The following is an 18,295-nucleotide window of genomic DNA, read 5'->3' as shown; positions in this document are numbered from 1 at the left end:
TGAAATTCTTCTATACTTTAGGTAAAATTAAGAGGAGATAAGGTTAAGCCAATTAGAAGGGAAAGAAGCATAAATTGAATATAGAACAGCTTATCGAGGAAGCGAAAGCAGCCCGTGAAATGGCATATGTACCTTACTCAAAATTTAAAGTAGGTGCAGCATTATTAACGAAAGACGGTAAAGTGTACCGAGGCTGTAATATTGAAAATGCTGCATACAGCATGTGTAATTGTGCAGAACGTACTGCTTTATTTAAAGCGTATTCAGAAGGAGAAAAGCAATTTGCAGCAATGGCAGTTGTAGCTGATACAAATCGTCCAGTCCCGCCCTGCGGAGCTTGCCGACAAGTAATAAGTGAACTTTGCGATAAAAATATGACTATTATTTTAACAAATTTAAAAAACGATACTTTGCAACTAACAGTAGAACAATTGCTACCAGGAGCATTTTCACCGGAGGATTTAAATGACAAATAAACAACAGTATAAATCAGGATTCGTTTCCATCATTGGCAGACCAAATGTCGGGAAATCAACTTTTATAAATCGTGTAATTGGACAAAAAATCGCTATTATGAGTGATAAGCCTCAAACAACGAGAAATAAAATTCAAGGTGTTTACACAACAAATGATGCACAGATCATTTTTATTGATACGCCGGGTATCCATAAACCAAAACATAAACTTGGCGATTTTATGATGAAAGTCGCACAAAATACGTTAAAAGAAGTTGATCTCGTTTTATTTATGATCAATGCAGAAGAAGGATATGGACGTGGCGACGAATTTATTATCGAAAGATTAAAAAATACAAATACACCTGTTTACCTCATTATTAATAAAATTGATAAAGTACATCCAGATGAATTATTAGTATTAATTGATCAATATAAACAGCTATATCCTTTCGAAGAAATTATTCCTATTTCCGCATTAGAAGGTAATAATATTGATACATTATTAACTCAGATTGAATCCTTCCTGCCAGAGGGACCGCAATATTATCCGGAAGACCAGGTAACTGATCATCCTGAACGTTTTATTATTGCTGAACTGATCAGGGAAAAAGTTTTACATTTAACGAGAGAAGAAATTCCACATTCAGTTGCTGTCGTTATTGATTCCATTGAGAAACGCGAAAATAATCATGCTGTTTATGTAGCTGCTACAATTATTATTGAACGTGACTCCCAAAAAGGGATTATTATTGGAAAGCAAGGGAAAATGCTGAAAGAAGTTGGCCAGCGTGCCAGAATCGATATTGAAGCATTATTAGGATCTAAAGTCTTTTTAGAACTATGGGTAAAAGTTCAAAAAGACTGGAGAAATAAAATGTCTCAGTTAAGAGATTATGGATTTAGAGAAGATGAATATTAAACAGTTAGCAAAAATTGTTTAACATGAAACAGATAAAAGAAGGTCAAGATATAGAATAAGAAATTGGATAAAGCTTGCTAGTGTTAAAAACAGAAAGGTGGGGTTTATATGTTGAATTTTACCTGGAAAGTCTTTTCGGAAACAGGTAGCGTTGATACGTATCTTCTGTTTAAAGAGTTAGAAAAGGAAAACGATGATAGACCCGATTCTCAAGAAGACGAACTAGCCGAATTAGATTTTCCAATTTCTTAAGTCTTGGCTGGTCTAGCTGGACGGTGAAGAAATTTGCTTCAAAAATGCGAGGGTATCGTAATCAGATCAACAGATTACGGAGAATCAAATAAAATTATTACAATATATACTCGTGAACTAGGAAAAGTTGGGCTCATGGCGAGAGGGGCGAAAAAACCAAAAAGCCGCCTTTCAGCTATTACCCAACTTCTTACTTACGGCTCGTTTTTATTTCAAAAAACAAGTGGACTAGGAAGCTTGCAGCAAGGTGAAACCATCCTTTCTATGAGAAATATAAAAGAGGATATTTTCCTCACTGCATATGCTTCATACATAGCTGAATTACTCGATAAAAGTACAGAGAACTTTGAAAAAAATCCATTTTTATTTGAATTTTTTAAGCAAACTTTACAGTTGTTAGATGAAGGGGTAGACCCGGAAATTCTTATTAATATTTTTGAAATAAAGATGTTAAGTGTAATAGGGCTGCACCCGCAGCTGGACAGTTGTGCTGTATGTGGGGAAAAAGATGGAACGTTCCATTTTTCTATCCGTGAAGGCGGATTTATTTGTCACCGCTGTTTTGAAAAAGATCCGTATCGTCTGCAAATTTCTCAAAACACTGTAAAATTGCTGCGGCTATTTTATCATTTCGATTTAAACCGTTTAGGTCAGATTTCTGTCAAAGAGGAAACAAAATTAGAATTAAAGCATGTTATTGACGCATATTATGAAGAATATTCCGGACTTCATTTGAAATCAAAGCGGTTTCTAACACAAATAGATAATTTAAAAGGAAAATTTATTTGACATGAGTGGTTTTTTCGATTAAGATTCTATTTAATAAAATACTGTGTTGAAGGAAAGAAGTACTTACGAATAAATTCATTAAAAAGCGACCTTAGGATGGTGAAAGCTAAGGAATGAGTCGGAAGGAAAAGGCATTCCTGAGCAGAACGATTGAAAGAGGCTAATATATTTTAGCAATTAGGGTGGAACCGCGGGTAACTCTCGTCCCTATGTCTTATACAGACATAGGGACGAGAGTTTTTTTATTTAAAATTATGGAGGTGTTTGTAATGAACATTCAAGAAATGATATTAACATTACAAAAGCATTGGTCTGACCAAGGCTGTATTTTAATGCAGGCATATGATACTGAGAAAGGTGCAGGAACGATGAGCCCTTATACGTTTTTACGCAGTATCGGTCCTGAGCCGTGGAAGGTTGCGTATGTAGAGCCTTCAAGACGTCCAGCTGATGGCCGTTACGGTGAAAACCCAAATAGGTTATATCAGCATCATCAATTCCAAGTAATTATCAAGCCTTCACCTGATAATATTCAGGAGCTTTATTTAGACTCCCTGCGTGCATTAGGTATTGATCCATTAGAGCATGACATTCGCTTTGTTGAGGATAACTGGGAAAACCCTTCCCTAGGCTGTGCGGGTCTTGGCTGGGAGGTTTGGCTTGATGGGATGGAAATTACTCAATTTACGTATTTCCAGCAAGTAGGTGGACTTGATTGTAAACCGGTTTCTGCGGAAATTACGTATGGAATTGAAAGACTTGCATCGTATATTCAAGATAAAGAAAATGTATTTGATTTAGAATGGACAGATGGATTTACTGTGGGAGACATTTTCCGCATGCCTGAATACGAGCATTCAAAATATGCCTTTGAAACTTCAAATACAGATATGTTATTTGAACTGTTCTCAACTTATGAGAAGGAAGCAATTCGCCAAATGGATGAGGGACTTGTTCATCCTGCGTATGATTATGTTTTAAAATGTTCACACACATTTAATCTTTTAGATGCTAAAGGAGCGATTTCTGTTACAGAAAGAACGGGTTATATCGCTCGTGTAAGAAATTTAGCTAGAAAAGTAGCGAAAACATATTATGATGAGCGTGAAAAACTAGGTTTCCCAATGCTTCAAGATGGGGAGGTACTTAAAAATGGAAAATAAACGTGATTTATTAATTGAACTTGGTTTAGAGGAAGTTCCAGCTCAGTATGTAACAAATGCAATGAATCAGTTAACAGAAAAGCTTTCAAAATGGCTCGAAAGTTCAAAAATTTCTTTCGGTGCTGTAAAGTCTTATTCTACGCCGAGACGATTAGCCGTTTTAGTGCAGGATGTTGCTGAGAAACAGGAAAATATTGAAGAAGAAGCGAAAGGCCCGGCGAAAAAAATCGCTTTAAATGAAGATGGAAGCTGGTCTAAGGCAGCAATCGGCTTCACAAAAGGGCAAGGAGCTTCTGTAGAAGATATTTATTTTAAAGAAATAAACGGTGTTGAATATGTTCATGTTCAAAAGTTCATTAAAGGTACAGAGACAAAAGAGCTTTTAAAAGAAGTTGCTAATATTATTACTGGATTAACTTTTCCAAAAAACATGCGCTGGGGAAGCGAAGAAATGCGTTTTATCCGTCCGATTAAATGGCTGATTGCTCTTTTTGGTGATGAGATTATCCCATTTGAAATTACAAAAGTTCAAACTGGAAGAACAACTTATGGGCATCGTTTCTTAGGCGGGAAAACTGAAATTGCAAGTCCTCTGCAATACGAAGAAATTTTAAAAAATGAATTTGTCATTGTAGATCCAGTGAAACGTAAAGAAGATATCCGCAGCCAGTTAAGAAAATTAGAACAAGATAATAACTGGGTTATTCCGGTGGATGAAGATCTTCTTGAAGAAGTAAATAATTTAGTTGAATATCCAACGGCTCTTTTCGGTTCATTTGAGGACGAATACTTAGCACTTCCAGATGAAGTATTAGTTACAACAATGAGAGAGCATCAACGTTATTTCCCAGTACGTAACAGTGAGGGACAATTGCAGCCGAACTTTGTGACAGTGAGAAATGGGAATACTGAGCATTTAGAAAACGTTGCAAGAGGAAATGAAAAAGTATTGCGTGCAAGATTATCCGATGCAGATTTCTTCTATAAGGAAGATTTAAAATTAAATATCGATGATGCGGTTTCAAAACTTAATAATATTGTGTTCCATGAAGAACTTGGTACATTAGGTGAGAAAGTTTTACGCGTAGTTAACCTTTCAGGTAAGATTGCAGAAGAGCTGAATTTTTCTACAGAAGAGAAAGAAAATGTGAACAGAGCAGCAGCTATTTGTAAATTTGACCTTGTAACACAAATGGTAAATGAATTCCCGGAACTTCAAGGGAACATCGGTGAGAAATATGCAAAGCTGAGCGGTGAAAATGATTCGGTATCAACAGCGATCAACGAGCATTATATGCCGCGTCATGCTGAGGATGCGTCACCTTCAACAAATGTCGGTGCAGCTTTAGCATTAGCTGATAAGCTTGACACGATTGCCGGATTTTTTGCAATTGATAAAATTCCGACAGGCTCCCAAGATCCTTATGCCCTAAGAAGACAGGCCAGCGGAATCGTACAAATTCTTTTATCTAAGAAATGGAATATCTCTTTGCCTGTATTATTTGAACTGGCACTTGCAAATTATTCGCAATTCAATATTGAAAAAGCGAAGCAGGATTTAGTAGCATTCTTTAAATTACGTCTGAAATATGTGCTAGCAGAGCATCATATTCGTCATGATTTAGTTGAGGCAGTGTTAGAATCAACAAATCAGGAAGTAAATTCACTCATAGCTCGTGCAGAAGTATTAGAGCGTGAAGCAGAGAATGAAGAATTCAAGGAAGTTGTTGAGGCATTATCACGTGTCATGAACATTGCTAAATCAGCAGAAAAAGCAGACATCGATTCAGCTCTTTTTGAAAATGAAAGTGAGAAATCGCTTTACAATAAATATTTAGCAGTGAAAGACAAAGTGTATCAGCTAGAGGAAAGCATTAATGAGAGCGAAACCTTTAAAATACTTGCTTCATTAAAAACAGAAATCAATACTTATTTTGACGGAACAATGGTTATGTCAGAAAATGAAGCAATAAAGCAAAATAGGCTTGCTCAAATGAAGGGCTTATCAAATCTTATCCAAACATACGCTAAAATGAATAGTATTATTGTGAAATAAAGTGAAACTTCCTTCAGTTGGATTTTCCCGATCCCGTACTGGAGGTTAGTTGAACCAATCGGACCTTTACAGGCAGTTGGATCCCCCATTTACCTTCTTCGAATTGCTGGAGCTTTGAAGTGGGGTCTTACTGCCCGTTAAGACTGGGATAAAGAAGAATAAGGCTGTCTTAAAATAAAGGTATGACTTTTCTTTAACTTTATATATAGCAAGTGTTTTAACAGATAGAACAGCTATATCTTATCGTTGTGGAAGGGGGCTCTTTATAAGACAGTCTCTTTTTCATAAAGTGAAACTTCGATCAGTAGGGTTTTCCTCATCCTCCACTAATCGTTAGTTGAACTAATTGGACTTTTATGGGCAGTTGATCTTCTGCCTATCTTCCATGCATTAGCTATAATCTTAAGGTGGGAGTCTTACTGTCCGTTAAATGTGGGATAAATTCGTAACAGAAGGTGGTGAGAACGATCGAACTAAATAAGCGCCAAGAACAAATTTTACAAATTGTTAAAGGAGATGGCCCTATTACTGGAGAACAAATAGCGGAGAAATTAGATTTGACAAGAGCCACTTTACGTCCAGATTTAGCGATTTTAACGATGGCCGGATACTTAGAAGCGAGACCTCGTGTCGGCTATTTTTATACCGGGAAAACGAGTTCCCAGCTTATTGCTGAGAAACTTAGGAAATTAAAGGTGAGGGATTTTCAATCAATCCCAGTCGTTGTAAATACGAATGTATCAGTATATGATGCTATATGCACAATGTTCCTTGAAGATGTTGGTACATTATTTGTAGTCGATGAGTCAGCTGTATTAGTAGGTGTTCTCTCCAGAAAAGATTTGCTGCGTGCCAGTATAGGTAAACAAGAGCTTACATCTGTGCCAGTAAATATTATTATGACCAGAATGCCGAATATAACAATCTGCCGTAAGGAGGATTATATCATTGACGTTGCTATTACTCTTATTGAGAAGCAAATTGATGCATTGCCGGTCGTTAAAGAGACAGAGAAGGGATTTGAAGTCATTGGAAGAGTTACAAAAACAAATATGACTTCAATATTAGTTAATCTTACTGAAGATGAAATATTATAGATCGATTAGGGGGGTTCAAATGGGGTATAGAGTCGTTTATATTATATCAGATTCTGTTGGAGAGACAGCGGAATTAGTAGTGAAAGCAGCAGTCAGCCAGTTTAATGGTTCAGGTGCGAAAATAAAAAGAATTCCATACGTAGAAGATAAAGGAACGATTAAAGAAATTGTTGAAATTGCCAAGGCAGAGGGAGCTATCGTCTGTTTTACACTCGTTGTTCCAGAATTAAGGCATTATTTAATAAAGGAAGCAGAAAAACAAGGGGTTATCTATTACGATATTATCGGCCCGTTAATTGATAAGATGGAATCAGCTTACGGTAAATTAGCTAAGTATGAACCAGGAAGAGTAAGAAAGCTTGATGAGGAATATTTTAAAAAGGTAGAGGCAATTGAATTTGCAGTAAAATATGATGATGGAAGAGATCCGCGCGGAATTTTAAAAGCAGATATCGTTTTAATTGGTGTATCAAGGACATCGAAAACACCATTGTCACAATATCTTGCACATAAGCGATTTAAAGTGGCAAATGTTCCAATAGTTCCGGAGGTAGAGCCACCGGAAGAACTGTATAAAGTTCCTGCAAAGAAATGTATTGGTTTAAGTATTAGTCCGGATAAATTAAATCATATAAGAAAAGAAAGACTTATTTCACTAGGATTAAATGACCAGGCTATTTACGCAAATATTGATCGGATAAAAGAAGAGCTAAACTTTTTTGATAAAGTAATAGAGAAAATTGGCTGCCAAACAGTAGATGTTTCGAATAAAGCAGTTGAGGAAACAGCAAATATTATTGCAAATCTCATGATTCGTTAAAATAATAACTAAATAGGGGGCGATCTCAATAATGAATTGTTCTTTCTCGATTTTACTCGTACATACTTTCAGGATCAATTGGAGAGCTGTATTAGTTCTAAATGAAAGAGGAAGGATATATTTATCTTGAGAATGCCTCTTTTTATGGAAAAGGCAACGGGGGCCTCGTAATAAGGCTAACAGCGGAAAGTAGGCAAATATGATTCTGATATAGATAAATATTTTACCTTCGCTTATGCCGCCGTAATGGAGGCCCAATTACAGTAATTTCAATATTATTTTCTAATTATAATTAAGTGCCGGAGAAATCAGCATTATTTTCTAATAAAAAGCTCATTATTTAATAGTAAATGATAAGAATTTATATTATAATAAAAAATTGTGATAAAAATATACAGTTTTAGGTTTAGACTTGGAGTAGAAGGAATAAACTATTTATTGTGAACTTGTCAAGCTTGTCATAGAAAAAAAATTCGACAAAAGTGAAATGTGAAAAAATAAGTAATAAATCAAGTTTTTTATAAAATTTGATAGGTTTCTTATTTTTATAACATATAGGAAGAAGGATTCCGCTAGAGTGATGTAGAATAAAAAATCATGAGGAGAAAACAATGAAGGTTTTTGTCGATGCAGATGCTTGTCCAGTGAAACAAGAAATTGTAAGTGTTGCTTCAAAATATCACTTTGAAGTCGTTTTTGTAGCATCTTATAACCATCTATCTGACAAAAAATATGGCGGTGACTGGGTTTTTGTCGATACTGGAAAAGAAGCGGCTGATTTATACATTGTTAATAATGTAAGAAAAAACAATGTTGTTGTCACTCAAGATATTGGTTTAGCAGGTCTTTTATTAAAAAAAGATGTTCATATTGTTACTCCGAGGGGAAAACAATATACAGAACATAATATTGAAACTGCGTTGCAATTTCGCTATCTTTCGGCAAAAGAAAGGCGAAGAGGAAAATATTTAAAAGGTCCAAAACGTTTTACTGATGAAGATCTATTAAATTTTATCACGACATTTGAAAAAATGTTGTCGAAACTTGCAGGAGATCTTAAATAAATCACGAATATCAGAATCACGGAGTTGTTAACATGGGAAATAGAATTCCCGAAGAATTGGTTGAGAAAATACAAAAGACATCTGACATTGTCGATGTGATAAGTGAATATGTTCAATTGAAGAAACAAGGGCGTAACTATTTCGGCCTTTGCCCATTCCACGGGGAGAACACTCCGTCGTTTTCTGTATCACCAGATAAACAAATTTTCCATTGTTTCGGTTGTGGTGCAGGTGGGAATGTCTTTTCATTTCTAATGCAGCTTGAAGGTCATTCATTTACTGAAGCGGCAGAAAGTCTTGCTAATAAAGCAAATATTGAGCTCCCAAAGCTCGCTGTTCGTGATGGGGCTCCCCAGGCGGTTAATGAAGATATTCAGGTAATGATTGAGGCACATGAATTACTGAAGAAGTTTTACCATCATTTGTTACTTAATACAAAAGAAGGTGAACATGCATTAGAATATTTGCTGAATAGAGGATTTACGAAAGAGACGATTGAACGCTTTGAAATCGGCTATGCACTTGATTCTTGGGATTTTATTACGAATTTTTTAACAAAAAACGGCTTCGACCTTGAAATGATGGAGCAGGCTGGTTTATTAGTGAAGAAGAGTTCTTCAAATCAATTTTTTGATCGATTTAGAAACCGTATTATGTTTCCGATTTTAGACCATCATGGTGTTACAGTTGCTTTCTCAGGCCGAGTTTTAGGTACAGAACAGCCAAAATATTTAAACAGTCCGGAAACAAAATTGTTTAATAAAAGTAAACTGCTGTATAACTTCCATCAGGCTAGACTACATATCCGTAAAAAACAGCAGGTTGTTCTTTTTGAGGGGTTTGCAGATGTTATTTCTGCAGTGCGGTCAGATGTTGAATATTCGATTGCAACAATGGGTACCTCTTTAACAGAGGAGCAAGCTACAATTATTCGCCGAAACGTGGAAGAGGTCATCATTTGCTATGATTCAGATAAAGCAGGAGTAGAAGCGACATTAAGAGCCGCTTCACTGCTGATGAATGTTGGATGTAAAATAAAAGTAGCAATGATACCAGATGGAATGGACCCTGATGACTACATCAATAAATATGGATCACAGAAGTTTAAAGACGATGTAATAGGGGCAAATGTGACATTAATGACGTTTAAGATGAGTTATTTTCGCCGGGGTATCAATCTTCAGGATGAAGGTGACAGATTAAAATATATTGAAAATGTCATGAAGGAAATTAGTTCGATTGATAACTCAGTTGAACGGGAATTATACTTAAAACAGCTGTCGTCCGAGTTTGGACTTTCAATGGACGCTTTGAAAGAGCAGCTGGCTGTTGAAACAAGATCAGGGAAGAAATCTGGTCATAATAATAATTTCAAGAATGAGCGGAAGCCCATAGGAGAAGAAAGAAGAGCTCCGATCCAAACCAAAAGGCTCTTACCGGCTTTTCATAATGCCGAAAGAAGACTTATTGGACATATGCTCCGCAGTAAGGAAATTACACAAAGAGTTTTAGATGCAATCGGCCTCCAGTTTAATATAGAGGAACATCGAGCACTTGTTACTTACTTATATGCTTATTATGAAGAAGGCAATGAGGAAGATATCAGTCTTTTCTTATCAAGATTGCCAAGCGCAGAGCTCCATACACTTGTTTCAGATATTGCAATGATCTCTTTAAATGATGAAGTTACTGAGCGAGAAATTGCGGATTATATAAAAAATGTGTTGAATCATCAAAAGATGTTAATGATAAAAGAAAAAGAGTCTGAAAAAAATGAGGCTGAAAGACAAAAGAAATTTAAAGAAGCAGCCCTTATAGCAATGGAAATTATCAAATTAAAACAGGCTTTAAAATAATAAATTCATTTACTCTTTATTTTAATATAAATGATAAAAGCAGAAGATTTGAGGAAGATCTTATTAGGTGGAATTTGGGATAATTATTAAATATGACCTATAGTAATCCGAACCTTATCTTCATATCTGATAGGTTGGAAGGAGGGGATCCAATGGCTGATAAACAAACCCATGAAACAGAAGTAACGATTGACCAGGTAAAAGAGCAATTAACCGAAGCCGGTAAAAAGCGTGGGGTTTTGACATATGAAGAAATAGCAGAACGTATGTCTAATTTCGAAATTGAATCAGACCAAATGGATGAGTATTATGAATTTCTTGGAGAACAAGGTATTGAACTAATTAATGAAAATGAGGAAATTGAGGATCCTAACATTCAAACATTAGAAAAAGAAGAAGAGTTCGATTTAAACGATTTAAGCGTTCCTCCTGGTGTAAAAATAAACGACCCGGTAAGAATGTACTTAAAAGAAATAGGTCGCGTTGACTTATTATCTGCTAATGAAGAGATTGAATTAGCAGAACGAATCGAAGAAGGCGATGAAGAGGCTAAACGGAGACTCGCTGAAGCAAACCTCCGTCTCGTTGTCAGTATCGCCAAACGTTATGTAGGCCGTGGAATGCTGTTTCTTGATCTTATTCAAGAAGGTAATATGGGATTAATGAAAGCTGTTGAGAAATTTGATTACCGTAAAGGATTTAAATTCAGTACGTATGCTACTTGGTGGATACGCCAAGCAATTACACGTGCAATTGCAGATCAGGCTAGAACGATCCGTATACCTGTTCACATGGTTGAAACGATTAATAAATTAATCCGTGTCCAACGTCAATTACTTCAAGATTTAGGCCGCGAACCAACTCCTGAAGAGATTGGTGAGGATATGGAGCTTACTCCTGATAAAGTAAGAGAAATATTAAAAATTGCTCAAGAGCCAGTTTCATTAGAAACTCCAATCGGGGAAGAAGATGACTCCCACCTAGGAGATTTTATTGAAGACCAGGAAGCTACTTCACCATCAGAACATGCTGCATACGAACTCTTAAAAGAACAATTAGAGGACGTATTAGATACTTTAACAGATCGTGAAGAAAATGTATTAAGACTTCGTTTCGGCCTTGATGACGGAAGAACAAGGACACTTGAAGAAGTAGGTAAAGTTTTCGGTGTTACCCGTGAACGTATCCGTCAAATCGAAGCAAAGGCATTAAGAAAGCTTCGACATCCAAGCCGTAGTAAACGATTGAAAGATTTCTTAGAATAGGCCATTTTCTAAAAGGCAGACATTAGTCTGTCTTTTTTATTTTGTTGCTAATACTTTCTAACTATTGTAGACTGGGTCTTTTATTTATGCTTGTCGGGTCTGAACAGTCCCTTCCGCTTTTCTATGATAGCGCTAACAAAAAACTATAGTTTACAATCGCTGTAATTATTTTTAAACTAATAGTATCAAAGAAGAAGGCGGATCGTTATGAATAAAGAAAAAAAGACAATCATTATTGAAGAAATTCTTCATTGGAAACGAAATAAAATGCTTCCCCATACATATTGTGATTTCTTATTAGCATTATACACGGAAGGTAATGTTGAACAAAGTAAATATAGGAAAAAGTTCTCTTTTAATCATATTCTTCCATTCATTATTGCATTATTTTTACCTTTAACACTTATTGTCACTTATTTTACTGAATTCTCTTTTATTTTGCAAATGCTTATCGTATCAATTTTCCTTATTTTCTCATTAATTATTACGGCTTTTTTCTATAAAAACAATAGGACTATTCATTTATCCTTAAGTGTCTCTGCTATTTTATTATTAATTTTAACAATTGATGTCGTTGAATATATGACAGGTGGAAATAAATTATTCTTAAGCTTAACAATATTTGCAAACTGCTGCCTATGGATTTATTTAAGCAGAAAGCTGAGGCTTATTTATTTGCTTATAAGTGGTATAATCGGCTTTTTATCTTTATTATTTGTCTATTTCTTTTGAAAAAAGATATACTCTCTTCCTTTTAATAATAAGATATAAGCAAGCTTCGGTTTAAAGGGGGAGAACTGATGAATTTTGAATTAAGTGAGGAGCAAAAGCTGATTCAAAAGACAATTCGGGAATTTGCTGAAGAGGAAGTAGCCCCTGGAGCACTTGAAAGGGATCAACTTCGAAAATTTCCAAAGGATATTTTTAAAGAGCTGGGCAAACTTGGAATACTTGGTCTTCCTTTTGAAGAAAAATATGGTGGTGGTGCAGCGGACACGATCAGTTTTGCCATTGTAGTTGAAGAATTAAGCCGTGCATGCGGCTCTACAGGAATTACTTATTCAGCCCATATATCACTAGGAGGTGCACCGATCGCTCTATTCGGTACAGAGCAGCAGAAGGAGCTTTATTTAACACAAATCTGTACTGGTGAGTCATTAGGTGCATTTGGTCTCACGGAGCCAAATGCAGGCTCGGATGCAGGAGGGACGGTGACTGAAGCGAAAGAAGAAGGAGAGTATTTTCTCATTAATGGAACGAAATGTTTCATAACGAATGCCTCATATGCTAAATTTCTTCCATTAACTGCTATTACTAATAAGAAAAATGGAGAAAAGGAAATTAGTGCAATCATTGTGCCAACGGACGCAGAAGGATTCAAAATATTAAATAGCTATGATAAGATGGGTCTCCATGCTTCCAATACAACTGAGCTTGTATTAGAGGATGTGAAAGTTTCCAGGGGAAATTTACTCGGTGGAAAGGGAAAAGGATTTAAACAATTTTTAATCACACTTGATGGCGGAAGAATTGGGATTGGAGCTATGGCAGTAGGAATTGCCCAAGCAGCATATGAAAAAGCGCTAGACTATGCAAAAGAGAGAGAGCAGTTCGGGAAGAGGCTATCCAATTTTCAAAGTATCCAGTTTAAACTCGCTGATATGGCGTTGAAAATTGAATTGGCACGTAATATGGTATATAAAGCTGCATGGCTAAAAGATAGGGGAAAACGTTTTACAAAAGAAGCTTCCATGTGTAAGCTTTATGCTTCTGAAATATGTATGGAAGTAACAAGGGAAGCGGTTCAAATTCATGGTGGATACGGGTATATGAAAGACTATCATGTGGAAAGATATATGAGAGATGCGAAGCTCCTTGAAATTGGTGAGGGGACGAGTGAAATTCAACGATCTGTCATTGCTAAAATGATAGGGTGTTAAAAAGTCAATATAATTATCTACTTCACCTTAAATGGTGAAGTCTTTTTGTCTAAATGGTGAACATAGTGGGTAAGTTAGTAGATAGGTCTTTTACTTCTGGCAAATATAAAGTAAAATAGAAATTGTTTACTAAAATGTACTTATAAGCATATTTACATAAGGGAGGGTTACATAATGAGTAGTCGAAATCCATTAATTCCATTTGCGATTATTGCAGTACTAGGCATCATTCTTATGTTTGTATTCTCTTTTAAAGGAATCGGTGATCATAAGAACTTAGCCAGCGGTGGAGAAGGAGAAGAAAAAACGGCAGATGTTGCAAACGCTTCACCAGAAGAAATTTATCAGCAAAGCTGTATAAGCTGCCATGGTCAAAACTATGAAGGTGGAGTAGGTCCTCAACTTACTGGAATCGGTGAAAAAGTAAGTCTGGATGAAATTAAAGATACTCTGAAAAATGGTAGAGGAACAATGCCTCCTGGTTTAGTACCAGATGAGAAAATTGACGAAATGGCAGATTGGGTATCAAAACTTAAATAATTGTTATATCATAAGAATATGACCTCTTCAATTAGTTAGAGAAGTCATATTTTGTTGTAAAAGTCCTTTTTATATGAAGGACTTTTTCTATTTTAAATAAAGTTGGTGAAACAGATGAATGAACTACATTTATCAAAACGATTAGAAACAGTTGCAGGCTATCTTATAAAAGATTCTTCTTTTGCTGATATCGGGTCTGATCACGCATATTTGCCTTGCTATGCGGTTATTAAAGGATTAGCGAAAACAGCAATTGCCGGAGAGATTACGGAAGGTCCTTTTCAGTCAGCGAAAAATCAAGTTATAAAAAATGAGTTATCTGCTTCCATTGAAGTGAGAAAAGGTGATGGCTTAGAAGTTATTGAGCCAAATGAAGTTGATTGTATAACGATTGCAGGGATGGGCGGCGGATTAATTAGTAAAATACTTGATGATGGCAAGGAAAAGCTAGAAGGGGTAAGCAGGCTTATTTTACAGCCGAATATTCATGCCGATTTTGTCCGAATGTGGCTTATGGAAAATGAGTGGGAACTAATTAGTGAACAAATCATAGAAGAAGATGATAAAATTTATGAAATACTGGTAGCAGAGCGCGGAGAAGTAAATAAGCCTTATATAAATAAAAATATAGATGCTGCTATTTTAACAGGACCATTTTTAATGGAAGAGAAAAATGATGTTTTCAAGAAAAAATGGAGCTTAGAATGTGAACATTGGAAAAAAATTGTTCAACAATTAAATGCAGCAGCAGCTACAAGGGAAAAACGAGTAAAACAAAAAGAATTGGAGCGTAAAATTCAGCTTATTGAGGAGGTTTTAGACAATGAGTAAAATACCCAATGGTCATGAGATTATTCAGTTATTTGAACAATTTTCGCCAAAGAGCTACGCGCTTGAAGGTGATAAGATCGGATTACAAGTAGGAACATTAAATAAAAAAATCTACAATATTATGATTACTTTAGATATTTTAGATGAAGTGATAGATGAAGCAATCGAGAAAAAGATTGATTTGATTATTGCTCATCATCCACCTATTTTCCGGCCGATAAAAAATCTTATAACGGATACAACCTATGGGAAAATGATTGAGAAATGTATAAAGCATGATATTGCTCTTTATGCAGCACATACAAATTTAGATGTGACACATGGTGGGGTAAATGATTTATTAGCACAAGCGTTAAAACTGACAGATACGAAAGTCCTTGTACCAACGATGAATAAGCAGCTTGTGAAGCTTGTTGTATTCGTTCCAAAAGATGATGAAAATGCTGTGAGAGAAGCATTGGGAAATGCAGGGGCAGGTCATATAGGAAATTACAGTCATTGTACGTTTGCAACTGCTGGAGAAGGCAGTTTTCTTCCGCTTGAGGGAACGAATCCGCATATTGGACAAGTTGGAAAAGTGGAATATGTCGATGAGGTAAGGCTGGAAACTATCTTTCCTAAAGAGCTGGAGCGCCAAGTTATTTCGGCAATGAAAAAGGCACATCCATATGAAGAGGTTGCATATGATCTTTACCATTTAGCACAAGATGGAGAACAGCTCGGGCTTGGGAGAATTGGAAAATTAGAGCGGGAAATGACTCTTCATGAATTTGCTGAATTTGTAAAAACTGCATTGGAAGTAGAGAGGGTAAGAGTTGTAGGAAAGAAAGATTCAGTCATCCGTAAAGTAGCTGTTTTAGGCGGTGATGGGAATAAGTATATTCAACAAGCAAAATTTCAAGGTGCAGATGTTTATGTGACGGGAGATCTTTATTTCCATGTTGCTCATGATGCAATGATGCTTGGATTAAATGTAGTAGATCCTGGTCATCATGCTGAAAAAGTGATGATAAAAGGTGTAGCAGATAAAATGTCGGTACTCGTTACTGAAAAGAATTATGAAGTAAATATTATTCAATCAGAAGTAAATACGAATCCATTTACATTTATTTAAAAACAAAAGGGTGACTTAGGTCACCCTTTTGTTTTTACTTTAGGTAAAATTTTATTTAGCGGGACGCTGCGCTTTCTTTCCCATGTTGATTCATCGTTTTCATCAAATTGTTCCAAGAAATTAATAACTTCTTTTGTAATTGGTGTAGGTGTTGAAGCACCGGCTGTTACAGCTACAGTTTTTACACCTTTCAACCATTCTAATTTAAGCTCGGTTACATCTGAAATACGATATGCTGTTGTATCAGCGATTTGCTCAGAAACTTGCGCAAGACGGTTAGAGTTATTGCTTTTTGGATCGCCGACAACAATTGTTAAATCTGCTTCTGGTGCCTGTTCAGCAACTGCTTCCTGACGAACCTGTGTTGCAAGACAAATTTCACGATGAACTTCCACATGCGGATATTTTTGAGCTACCGTTTCCATTATGTCAGCAACATCCCATTGACTCATCGTTGTTTGATTTGTAACGATGATTTTCTCGCTATTAATAGAAAGTTTATTTACATCCTCCACTGTCTCCACAAGATGAACGATATGAGGAGCTACGCCTACTGCACCTTCAGGCTCAGGATGTCCTCTTTTTCCGATGTAAATAATTTCATAGCCTTCAGCTTCTTTTTCTCTAATTAAATCATGTGTTTTTGTTACATCAGGGCATGTTGCATCAAGTGTAACAAGTCCTTTTTCTTTCGCTAATTTACGGACCTCAGGTGAAACACCGTGGGCTGTAAAGACGACTGTTCCGGACTCCACTTTTTCCAGGATTTCTAAACGATTGCTTCCATCCAGTGTTATAATTCCTTCTTCTTCAAATGCATCTGTTACATGTTTATTATGAACAATCATGCCAAGTATATAAATTGGTCTCGGCAATGTTTTATCTAAAGCAGCATTTTTTGCGATCACCATTGCATCAACAACTCCATAGCAGTAACCGCGGGGTGCAATCTTAATAACTTCCATTCCATCTTCTCCTCCTTAAGAGATGACAATGAAAAAAGCCGTTATCCGGCTTTTGATTCTAATAATCTCTTTCCCTATTATATCTAAGAAAAAGAAATATTACAAAGAAGTTATATATACATTTTAGGTGTAGATCTTCCTTTTTTAACGGGAGGCTGCACATATTCTATTTCTTTTTCGATGGCGTCTTCTGAGGTTTCAAGCTCCATTGTATTATTTTCATCTGTTTCTGTATCACTGGAAAATTCGCTTTTTTCTTCATCATTATTTGAAGTAATGGCTGATTCTTTACTATCTTTTGTTTCATCATCATTCGAAGTATTGTCCGATTCGTTACTATTTTCTGTTTCATCATCATTGTTTTGCAGTTCACGGTAAATCTTCCACATTGCTGGTAAATTTTTTACGAGCGGACCGTATTGTTGAACAATCGGTGTTACTTGTTGTGCCATCCCTAATACTCTTTGAACGTTGCCAAGTATATTAGAAATATTTGCGGGGTTTGCTATTCCTTTTAATCCTTGACTGGCATTTACAGCATTTGAAACTTCTTGTGCTCCAAACATTGTGTTTCCACCTGGCATTCCTTTATTTCCTGGAAGGATACGAGATAAAATCCCCTTTAACCCTCCACCGCTTCGGGGAGACTGTACCGGCTGAAATGGCATCTGTCTGCCGAATGGCTGACCCCGCATCGGCATTTGTCTCCCAGGCGGAAAGAAGCGTGAGTTATTCATAGGTGGCATAGGTCTTTGCTGAAACATTATAGCCCTCCTTTCATAAGAGCATCTATCTACATACAAATTATGCGGGAATCGTTAAAAAGTGTTTTTCTAAAGTGAAACTTCTCTCAGTGGGGTTTTTCTCATCCTCTACTGATAGTTAGTTGAGGCCCGCATTCTGCAGGTCACACATACGTTGCTCGCGTGAAGCGGAGAATTTAGTATTGTTCTATTATTCGCACCTTTACGAGCAGTTGATTTCCCATTTATCTTTTTTGTCTTCTACAGAATCTTCATATGGGAGTCTTACTGCTCGTTAAGTGCCGGATGAATTTTGAATTTAGGATCCTTTTTCCACTTATGGTGGAGAAAGGGGGATTAGGAATGTTTTCTTTTAGTTTCTTTCCTTTTAGGCTATAATGTTATGATGAACTGACAGTAGAT

At 36.2% G+C, this 18,295-nt stretch carries 18 protein-coding genes; 16 read left to right on the top strand and 2 right to left on the bottom strand.

Going from position 1 to position 18,295, the window contains the following annotated elements; all coding sequences use genetic code 11:
- The first annotated feature begins 74 nt into the window (after positions 1-74).
- From BFA01S_RS02100 to BFA01S_RS02030, 16 genes are all read left to right on the top strand, one after another.
- Complete coding sequence (locus tag BFA01S_RS02100) at positions 75-476, top strand: cytidine deaminase (RefSeq protein ID WP_082799817.1); 402 nt, start codon at positions 75-77, stop codon at positions 474-476.
- Positions 466-1,377 carry a GTPase Era gene (gene era / locus BFA01S_RS02095; RefSeq protein WP_066225223.1) on the top strand — a complete coding sequence of 304 codons (912 nt, stop codon included), beginning with the start codon at positions 466-468 and terminating at the stop codon, positions 1,375-1,377. The genes BFA01S_RS02100 and era overlap by 11 nt, the downstream gene beginning before the upstream one ends.
- Before the next feature lie 108 nt (positions 1,378-1,485).
- Positions 1,486-1,629 carry a YqzL family protein gene (locus tag BFA01S_RS21675; protein ID WP_082799816.1) on the top strand — a complete coding sequence of 48 codons (144 nt, stop codon included), beginning with the start codon at positions 1,486-1,488 and terminating at the stop codon, positions 1,627-1,629.
- Positions 1,630-1,662: 33 nt separating this feature from the next.
- Positions 1,663-2,418 carry a DNA repair protein RecO gene (gene recO, locus BFA01S_RS02090; protein ID WP_066225220.1) on the top strand — a complete coding sequence of 252 codons (756 nt, stop codon included), beginning with the start codon at positions 1,663-1,665 and terminating at the stop codon, positions 2,416-2,418.
- Between the two features lie 269 nt (positions 2,419-2,687).
- Positions 2,688-3,581: a glycine--tRNA ligase subunit alpha gene (gene glyQ / locus BFA01S_RS02085; protein WP_066225218.1), complete on the top strand. Its 894-nt coding sequence runs from the start codon at positions 2,688-2,690 to the stop codon at positions 3,579-3,581.
- The gene (gene glyS, locus BFA01S_RS02080; protein WP_066225216.1) at positions 3,571-5,637 is read left to right on the top strand and encodes a glycine--tRNA ligase subunit beta; all 2,067 of its coding nucleotides are present in this window, start codon (positions 3,571-3,573) and stop codon (positions 5,635-5,637) included. The genes glyQ and glyS overlap by 11 nt, the downstream gene beginning before the upstream one ends.
- 458 nt (positions 5,638-6,095) lie before the next feature.
- Positions 6,096-6,734 (top strand): transcriptional regulator CcpN, encoded by a 639-nt coding sequence (gene ccpN / locus BFA01S_RS02075; protein ID WP_066225214.1) that lies wholly within the window; start codon positions 6,096-6,098, stop codon positions 6,732-6,734.
- 19 nt (positions 6,735-6,753) lie between these two features.
- Complete coding sequence (locus tag BFA01S_RS02070) at positions 6,754-7,554, top strand: pyruvate, water dikinase regulatory protein (protein WP_066225212.1); 801 nt, start codon at positions 6,754-6,756, stop codon at positions 7,552-7,554.
- A 611-nt stretch (positions 7,555-8,165) separates the two neighbouring features.
- Positions 8,166-8,618, top strand: a complete 453-nt coding sequence (locus BFA01S_RS02065; protein WP_066225210.1) for a YaiI/YqxD family protein — start codon at positions 8,166-8,168, stop codon at positions 8,616-8,618.
- Positions 8,619-8,650: 32 nt separating this feature from the next.
- Entirely contained in the window at positions 8,651-10,474 is a 1,824-nt protein-coding gene (gene dnaG, locus BFA01S_RS02060) for a DNA primase (protein WP_066225209.1), read from the top strand.
- Positions 10,475-10,626: 152 nt separating this feature from the next.
- A complete protein-coding gene (gene rpoD / locus BFA01S_RS02055) occupies positions 10,627-11,739 on the top strand; it encodes an RNA polymerase sigma factor RpoD (protein ID WP_066225207.1) in 1,113 nt (370 codons plus the stop codon).
- A gap of 207 nt (positions 11,740-11,946) precedes the next feature.
- A complete protein-coding gene (locus tag BFA01S_RS02050; RefSeq protein WP_066225205.1) occupies positions 11,947-12,471 on the top strand; it encodes a hypothetical protein in 525 nt (174 codons plus the stop codon).
- A gap of 68 nt (positions 12,472-12,539) precedes the next feature.
- Positions 12,540-13,679, top strand: a complete 1,140-nt coding sequence (locus BFA01S_RS02045) for an acyl-CoA dehydrogenase family protein (protein ID WP_066225203.1) — start codon at positions 12,540-12,542, stop codon at positions 13,677-13,679.
- Between the two features lie 174 nt (positions 13,680-13,853).
- Positions 13,854-14,219, top strand: coding sequence for a cytochrome c550 (gene cccA, locus BFA01S_RS02040; RefSeq protein WP_066225202.1), 366 nt, complete (start codon positions 13,854-13,856; stop codon positions 14,217-14,219).
- A gap of 114 nt (positions 14,220-14,333) precedes the next feature.
- Positions 14,334-15,050, top strand: a complete 717-nt coding sequence (locus BFA01S_RS02035; protein ID WP_066225200.1) for a tRNA (adenine(22)-N(1))-methyltransferase — start codon at positions 14,334-14,336, stop codon at positions 15,048-15,050.
- Positions 15,043-16,164: a Nif3-like dinuclear metal center hexameric protein gene (locus BFA01S_RS02030; RefSeq protein WP_066225198.1), complete on the top strand. Its 1,122-nt coding sequence runs from the start codon at positions 15,043-15,045 to the stop codon at positions 16,162-16,164. The genes BFA01S_RS02035 and BFA01S_RS02030 overlap by 8 nt, the downstream gene beginning before the upstream one ends.
- Positions 16,165-16,184: 20 nt before the next feature.
- On the opposite strand, the gene BFA01S_RS02025 is transcribed toward BFA01S_RS02030, so the two are convergent.
- Together BFA01S_RS02025 and BFA01S_RS02020 are read right to left on the bottom strand one after the other, a co-directional pair.
- Entirely contained in the window at positions 16,185-17,129 is a 945-nt protein-coding gene (locus BFA01S_RS02025) for a 4-hydroxy-3-methylbut-2-enyl diphosphate reductase (RefSeq protein WP_066225196.1), read from the bottom strand.
- A gap of 110 nt (positions 17,130-17,239) precedes the next feature.
- Positions 17,240-17,893, bottom strand: coding sequence for a YqfQ family protein (locus tag BFA01S_RS02020; protein ID WP_066225194.1), 654 nt, complete (start codon positions 17,891-17,893; stop codon positions 17,240-17,242).
- Positions 17,894-18,295 lie beyond the last annotated feature (402 nt).

The sequence above is a fragment of the Metabacillus fastidiosus NBRC 101226 genome (genome assembly GCF_001591625.1).
GTDB classification, from domain to species: domain Bacteria; phylum Bacillota; class Bacilli; order Bacillales; family Bacillaceae; genus Metabacillus; species Metabacillus fastidiosus.
The sequence above is the reverse complement of the archived record's forward strand: the minus strand, read 5'-3'. Positions and strand labels throughout refer to the sequence as shown.

Coding starts and splice junctions, on each gene's coding strand:
- rpoD (WP_066225207.1), top strand. CDS start 10,627: ATGGCTGATAAACAAACCCATGAAACAGAAGTAACGATTGACCAGGTA.
- glyS (WP_066225216.1), top strand. CDS start 3,571: ATGGAAAATAAACGTGATTTATTAATTGAACTTGGTTTAGAGGAAGTT.
- BFA01S_RS02050 (WP_066225205.1), top strand. CDS start 11,947: ATGAATAAAGAAAAAAAGACAATCATTATTGAAGAAATTCTTCATTGG.
- era (WP_066225223.1), top strand. CDS start 466: ATGACAAATAAACAACAGTATAAATCAGGATTCGTTTCCATCATTGGC.
- glyQ (WP_066225218.1), top strand. CDS start 2,688: ATGAACATTCAAGAAATGATATTAACATTACAAAAGCATTGGTCTGAC.
- dnaG (WP_066225209.1), top strand. CDS start 8,651: ATGGGAAATAGAATTCCCGAAGAATTGGTTGAGAAAATACAAAAGACA.
- cccA (WP_066225202.1), top strand. CDS start 13,854: ATGAGTAGTCGAAATCCATTAATTCCATTTGCGATTATTGCAGTACTA.
- BFA01S_RS02025 (WP_066225196.1), bottom strand. CDS start 17,129: ATGGAAGTTATTAAGATTGCACCCCGCGGTTACTGCTATGGAGTTGTT.
- BFA01S_RS02030 (WP_066225198.1), top strand. CDS start 15,043: ATGAGTAAAATACCCAATGGTCATGAGATTATTCAGTTATTTGAACAA.
- BFA01S_RS02070 (WP_066225212.1), top strand. CDS start 6,754: ATGGGGTATAGAGTCGTTTATATTATATCAGATTCTGTTGGAGAGACA.
- BFA01S_RS02045 (WP_066225203.1), top strand. CDS start 12,540: ATGAATTTTGAATTAAGTGAGGAGCAAAAGCTGATTCAAAAGACAATT.
- BFA01S_RS02020 (WP_066225194.1), bottom strand. CDS start 17,893: ATGTTTCAGCAAAGACCTATGCCACCTATGAATAACTCACGCTTCTTT.
- BFA01S_RS02065 (WP_066225210.1), top strand. CDS start 8,166: ATGAAGGTTTTTGTCGATGCAGATGCTTGTCCAGTGAAACAAGAAATT.
- BFA01S_RS02035 (WP_066225200.1), top strand. CDS start 14,334: ATGAATGAACTACATTTATCAAAACGATTAGAAACAGTTGCAGGCTAT.
- BFA01S_RS21675 (WP_082799816.1), top strand. CDS start 1,486: ATGTTGAATTTTACCTGGAAAGTCTTTTCGGAAACAGGTAGCGTTGAT.